Here is a 5,955-nt window from a genome sequence, read left to right on the forward strand (position 1 = left end):
GCTTCAAAATCTTTTTGGCTAAAGATTCCGCGATGAATCCCTGATTGATTTGTAACCACAAAACAAAGTGCATTTTGCTTTTTAAGCTCCAAAAATAACTCTATAAAATGCGGAGCAAAATAAAATTCCTCTATTTTGTAGCCATAAGGCGAATCCTCAAGATTTACTACGCCATCTCTATCAAAAAACACAACCTTTTGTTTTACTCCACTCATCGCGCGAAAACTCCCAAAAATTTCTGCATTCTAATCCCAAAAAGGTAAAAGAAGGGCGTATTTGTAAAAGCAAAAATAAATTTCATCAAATAATCTCCTATTATGAGCATTAACACGCTTGTCCAAGGCATAACAAACAAAAAGGCAATGTGAAAAAATATCATTGTATCCAATGCTTGAGAAAATGCGGTGCTGCCAGCACTTCTAAGCCACCAAATTTTAGGAAATTTGGATTTAATCCAATAAAACGCATAAACATCTAGCTGTTGGGAGACAAAAAACGCACTAATGCTTGCAAGTGCGATTCTAAATTCGCTCAAAAACAAAGAGGGAACAAAGGCACAAATAATACCGATACGCACTACTTTTAGCACTTCTTGCTTGTTGTATTTCTCCGCTAGAATATCTGCAAGCAAAAAAGTAAAGGGATAAGTCAGCGCACCAAAGGTAAAAAAATCGTTAATTGGAAACTGCACAAGATAGTTTGAAGCAACAATAAGTGTAGTAAAAATCATCACAGACACGATAATCACGACTTTAGACATTGATAGACCCTTTAAAACAAAAGTTGTATTTTATACTTTTGGGCTTTAAGATTCCATAAAGCTAAATCTTGTGTGTTGGTTTCTATACCTTTGTCAGATTCTACAAAGAATCGTAGAATCCTTGAGTCTCTTTAAGGCGAAATTCTTTGGATTTGCAAGTATGGGCGTGCGTTGCGTGAGTCTTACCCAAACTTACCCAACTGCTTCGCTGTTTCATTCCTTGCAAGGTCAATTAATTCTCTATCCTTGCAATTCCTTTAATTTAGCTAGAACTTCCGCAATATGTCCCTTGACTTTGACATTTTTCCAAATGTATGCAATCTTGCCTTGAGGATTAATCAAAAAAGTAGAACGAATCACTCCCTCATATTCCTTGCCATAAAGCTTTTTTAGCCCCCAAGCCCCATAACTTTTCAGCACAGATTTTTGCGTATCACTAAGCAAGGTAAAATTTAAAGATTCTTTTGAGATGAAACTTTGATGAGATTTCACGCTATCTGGGCTGATTCCAAGCACCACTGCGCCACGCGCACTTAAAATCTCTAATCGGTCGCGAAAATCACAAGCCTCTGTTGTGCAGCCGGGCGTTTTGTCTTTGGGATAAAAATACACTACCACCCAACTTCCTTGAAAATCTTGCAGAGAAATCTCTGCATTGTCTTGATTTGGCAAACTAAAAAGCGGGGCATTGTCTTTAATTTTTAATTCCATTTTTTAATCCTTTTTTATTTTTGATAATTAATTTTTATTGAAACTTTGCAATCCTCAAAGATTTCCAATTTCGTAATTTTAATCCAAAACTCCTTGATTTGCGGAAAGCGCAAAGGAATCTCGCGGTAAAAATAACTTTGTGCTTCCTCTAGCAATCCAAATTGCCGTGCAAAAGACTCTTTAATAAATTCCCTCAAATCCCGATAATCCAAAAAATCCTCTCTCTTGTCTAAATTCATAGAATCCTCGCATTGTGCCTGTATTTTGGGATTCCATATAAACTCTGCGTTAATTAAAATCTTTTGTGCCTTTTCGCGCTCACTTGGCAGAATCCCAATGATTACTTCTAGGATAAAATCCTCTAAACAAATCGTATATGGTTTAGATTCCAAAACACAATGTGCAGAATCTTGCTTGCTATTATTCAAAGTTAAATTTGACATCAATTTCCTTAATTTAGCAGATTAAAAGAATCCAAAATTGCAGAATTAACCGCTTGATTCATCGCAACAATAATTTGATAAAAATCGCCCTTTTGCACCTTTACTTCTTTCTTAAGAAGTTGGCTAGAATCCTTAATATTCACAATAAGATTAAGCACCACGATTTCTTGTTTTTCATCATAATAAAAATCCAAAAGATTCAACGCAAGAGTTGGAATCCCGCTTTTTAGCTCTTTTACAGGAATATATCCCAAAGGCTTGGAAGCTTTTAACACCAAAGAATCTATCATCAAGGGTAGAGGCTCTATCCATTCATTTCTGACAAAATATTCAATGGCATTTTCATTGATTTTATAAGCAATTCTTTTGTTAGCGATTTTCAAGCTTGCTTCCGAACCAAGATAGACAAAAAAGCTGGGATTCCGCACTTTTTTGCCTGCAAATTGTGTCGGATATGGACTTAAAATCTCTGGCTCTAAGCTCAATTCATAGTGAGTAATTCTTGGCAATTCTTTGCCTAAACAGCCTTCAAAAACAAAGATAAAAATCAAAATAAAAAAAATTTTTGAAATTTTATGGATTGCTTGCATTATATTTCCTTTTTATTCACGTGGTCCTAAAGTTTGCCCTCGCGTGCCAAACAAAAACTCACTAGGTGCGTTAGAAAAATTTTCCATAGAACTTTCTGCCCTTTGCAAAACCTGTTCTAATGTTTTGGAGTTTCGTTCTAAATCATACAGAAGTGGCGTTAAAATTGCACGCAAATTATAATCCCCATTGACAATATCGTGATGAATCGCCTCTCTACTCTCCCCTACACCTTTAATTTCTTTTTGCGCGGAGAGCAAGACATTATCTATTCTTGGTGGCAAGTTTGCCAAACCCGATAGAGCGCGCTCTATGTTGTCTAAGTTCTTATCGCTCAAAAGCCGATTGATACGATTAAGGCTCATCTCCAAGCGGTCAAACACATTTTCTGCCTTACTTCCGACTTTTTCTAGCCAATTTTCTTGTAAGCTCAAAACTGCCTTTTCGCCCTCTTTATAAAACTCTCCTTGCCCTTGCACAAGAGAGAGAAAAGCTCCTCCTGTTAGCCCTTGAGAATCAACAAAAATATGTGCCCCCTCCTTTAAAACAATCTCTTTTTTAATCCAAAGTGTAATCTCTACATCCTCTGCTTCTGTATTGAGTTTATAGCTCTTGACAAATCCTACTGGAAGCCCCAAATATCGCACCTGTGTTTCTGTCCGAATCCCTTTGGGCAAATTCTTGTTATAAAGATAATATTCGTGATAATCCTTAAGATTTCTATCGTATTTTCCCATCCAAAAAACAAATCCTGCCAAAGCAATCAACGAAACAACAAAAAACACACCAAGTAAAACATAATTCAATCGCGCTTCCATAAACCTCCTTAAATCTGATATAAAAACAAATCCAACGATTGTGTTTGTTGTGCCAACTCACGGACACTTCCCTCAAAAAATATTTTTTGATTTTTCAATATTATCATTCTATCCACTGCGCTTTTGACAGATTCCATATCGTGCGTTACCATTACGACACTAATCCCCAATAAATCCCTCAACTCCATAATCAAGGCATCAAAATGTCTCGCGCTTTTGGGGTCTAATCCACTTGTTGGCTCATCTAAAAATAAGATTTTTGGACTCAAAGCCAAAGCACGTGCCAACCCCACGCGCTTCACCATTCCACCGCTTAATTCATTGGGATAAAGTTTGGCAACCTCTGCCTTAAGCCCCACACGCGTAAGCCAAATATATGCTAGAGATTCTATATCACTAGGTCTGAAATTCGTCCATTCCCGCAAAGGAATCATTAGGTTTTCCAACACATTTAAGGAGCTAAAGAGCGCACCAAACTGAAATAATACGCCTATATTTAATTTGCATTGGAGCGTATCTTTGGGATTGAGATTCCAAATATTTTGACCCAAAATCCTCACCTCACCACTTGTGGGTTGTTTTAGAAAAATCATTGTATTAAGCAAGGTGCTTTTTCCGCTCCCACTTCCACCAAGCAAAGCAAAAATTTCTTTTCTACGGATATTAAAGGAGATTCTATCGTGAATGATACGCGTCCCATAAGTCGTTGTAAGATTACGAATCTCTATAATATTTTGGAAGTTTGCATTTGTTTGTGATTCCATTTACCAACCTATTTGCGTAAAAATTACCGAGCATAATGCGTCAAATGCAATCACACAAAAAATAGATTCTACCACACTTTTAGTTGTATGGATTCCAATACTGCGCGTGTCTTTTGCTACGATGAATCCGTGATAACAACCAATAAGCGCGATAATTAACCCAAAAAATGGGGCTTTGAGAAATCCTATCCAAAAATGTCGCATTTCAACCATTTGCAAAAATCGCTCCACAAACTGCTCGCTACTGATTCCTAATTGCATAGAAGAAACAAGCATTGCACCAACTAATCCAAAAATATCTGCAATAAAGACCACAAGAGGTAGCGCGACACATAGCGCAATGACACGAGGTAGCACCAAGAAATTTATAGGATTAAATCCCATCACATTCATTGCATCAATTTCTTGTGTCGCACGCATCATTCCAATCTCCGCACTAAAGGCAGACGCGCTGCGCCCTGCAATGATGATTGCCGTGATGATTGGTGCCATTTCGCGCAAAGTCAGCATAGAGCTCATCTCCACAATTAAAATGCTTGCCCCAAATTGCGCAAGCTGGAGACTGCCTTGATAGGCAACCACGATTCCAATCAGAAAGCAAGCCAAAGAGACAATCGGAATCGCTTTAATCAATGCTTCTTGTACTTGGAAAAACAAGGCTTTTAGACGAATCGTCGCGGGATTAATAAAACCCACTAAAAGGCGATAAATCATTTCACCCAAGAAACCAAAGGTTATTAGTGCGTAATTACTCCAATTTTTTAGAATCTTAAAGGTGTCCAAATGCCAGCGGATTAATTCCTCTGTAATTGCTGACTTATCGGGCATTTTCTTTTCTTGCAAAAGCGCAAAAATCCGCTGTGTTTTGGGGGAAAGAAAGAGTGCATTTTGCGAATCCTCAAGTCTAATTTTTCCCTTTTGCTTCAAATCCTCCAACCAACGCAACAAAACTTCCCCACCACAAAAATCCAAATCAAAATCTTTTCTTAATAAAATATGAACTTTTATGTTTTGTGATTCTTTACCCCCAAAATGTCGCGTAATAGAATCCCAAGTGCTGTCCAATTTATTCAAAACTTGCTTAGAAAGGCTTTTGTCCCAAATACCGCCAAATGTAATGAGGACATTTTCTACTCCTTCATAACGAATCTCCAAACTCGCTAGCATCACACGCCATTTTCAATCATTATTTTTGCTCAAAGACAAAAGGGACACCCCGAATTACTTTGCTAGCAAAAATTTTATCTGTATTTTTGCGCACTTGTGTAAAATCTGTCGCCATTTCTTCTTTGCTCAATTTTCTGTCTTGATAAAATTTGCGTAGAATTTTGATTTTGCCTTTTGTATCGTCTGCTTTAAGTTTTGCGGTTTGATTCATCGCTAATTGTGCCTTAATAAAGGCTTCCTTTTGATGTACAGGCGCAAAAATTAATTTCAAATTCGCTTCTTTTAGTTCAGATTCTATCTCCTCTAATTGTTTGCGACAATAAGGGCAATCCGGGTCTGTTACAACAATATGAGTTGGGAGGTTTTTACCCGTTCCTCTAAGGTAAATGAAATCCTCTTGATTGAAACCTGAAAAAAGTGCGTTGAGTGCCGCTGTATCTTTCTTTTCTTTCGCATTTTCTGCTTTGCGGAGTTCCTCCATAATCATTTTGGAATCCTCCTTGTCTAGGTTCATCATATTACTTAATGCAACAAAATAACTTCCCTCTTGGCTCACAAGTGCCGGAAAAATATCTCCTCCTTGCGTGCGTCCAATCACAAAATATTGATTTTTGAAGCTTTTAAGCGGTTTTTTGAGTTGCACCTTGACTTCCACTCCCGCGAATCCCTGCACGCTTTTTGTAAAATTTTCCTCAAATCCCGCA

Annotated in this window: 9 protein-coding genes and 1 pseudogene; all 10 read right to left on the reverse strand. The window is 37.5% G+C overall.

The genetic code is table 11. The features are described from left to right. Nucleotides 1-215 (reverse strand): annotated as a pseudogene (locus tag Q1553_RS00500) (D,D-heptose 1,7-bisphosphate phosphatase); the annotation flags it as partial. Further along, complete coding sequence (locus Q1553_RS00505; protein ID WP_115551925.1) at nucleotides 212-760, reverse strand: queuosine precursor transporter; 549 nt, start codon at nucleotides 758-760, stop codon at nucleotides 212-214. The gene Q1553_RS00505 and the pseudogene Q1553_RS00500, both read right to left, overlap by 4 nt. Nucleotides 761-860: 100 nt before the next feature. Beyond that, nucleotides 861-992 (reverse strand): hypothetical protein, encoded by a 132-nt coding sequence (locus Q1553_RS00510; RefSeq protein WP_300669116.1) that lies wholly within the window; start codon nucleotides 990-992, stop codon nucleotides 861-863. An 8-nt stretch (nucleotides 993-1,000) separates the two neighbouring features. Further along, nucleotides 1,001-1,471, reverse strand: a complete 471-nt coding sequence (gene bcp, locus Q1553_RS00515) for a thioredoxin-dependent thiol peroxidase (protein WP_115551926.1) — start codon at nucleotides 1,469-1,471, stop codon at nucleotides 1,001-1,003. 14 nt (nucleotides 1,472-1,485) lie between these two features. Continuing rightward, on the reverse strand, nucleotides 1,486-1,914 hold the full coding sequence (locus tag Q1553_RS00520) for a dihydroneopterin aldolase (protein WP_115551927.1): 429 nt from the start codon (nucleotides 1,912-1,914) through the stop codon (nucleotides 1,486-1,488). A gap of 8 nt (nucleotides 1,915-1,922) precedes the next feature. Beyond that, complete coding sequence (locus Q1553_RS00525) at nucleotides 1,923-2,504, reverse strand: hypothetical protein (protein ID WP_297578800.1); 582 nt, start codon at nucleotides 2,502-2,504, stop codon at nucleotides 1,923-1,925. Nucleotides 2,505-2,516: 12 nt separating this feature from the next. After that, nucleotides 2,517-3,320 carry an MlaD family protein gene (locus Q1553_RS00530; RefSeq protein WP_115551929.1) on the reverse strand — a complete coding sequence of 268 codons (804 nt, stop codon included), beginning with the start codon at nucleotides 3,318-3,320 and terminating at the stop codon, nucleotides 2,517-2,519. A gap of 8 nt (nucleotides 3,321-3,328) precedes the next feature. Further along, nucleotides 3,329-4,084: an ATP-binding cassette domain-containing protein gene (locus Q1553_RS00535; protein WP_297578794.1), complete on the reverse strand. Its 756-nt coding sequence runs from the start codon at nucleotides 4,082-4,084 to the stop codon at nucleotides 3,329-3,331. Next, nucleotides 4,085-5,251, reverse strand: a complete 1,167-nt coding sequence (locus tag Q1553_RS00540; RefSeq protein ID WP_115551931.1) for an ABC transporter permease — start codon at nucleotides 5,249-5,251, stop codon at nucleotides 4,085-4,087. It abuts the gene before it with no gap. 19 nt (nucleotides 5,252-5,270) lie between these two features. After that, the coding region (locus tag Q1553_RS00545; protein ID WP_300842665.1) for a thiol peroxidase at nucleotides 5,271-5,955 on the reverse strand (685 nt) is incomplete at its 5' end.

The organism is Helicobacter sp. UBA3407, assembly GCF_949747025.1.
GTDB lineage: Bacteria > Campylobacterota > Campylobacteria > Campylobacterales > Helicobacteraceae > Helicobacter_D > Helicobacter_D ganmani.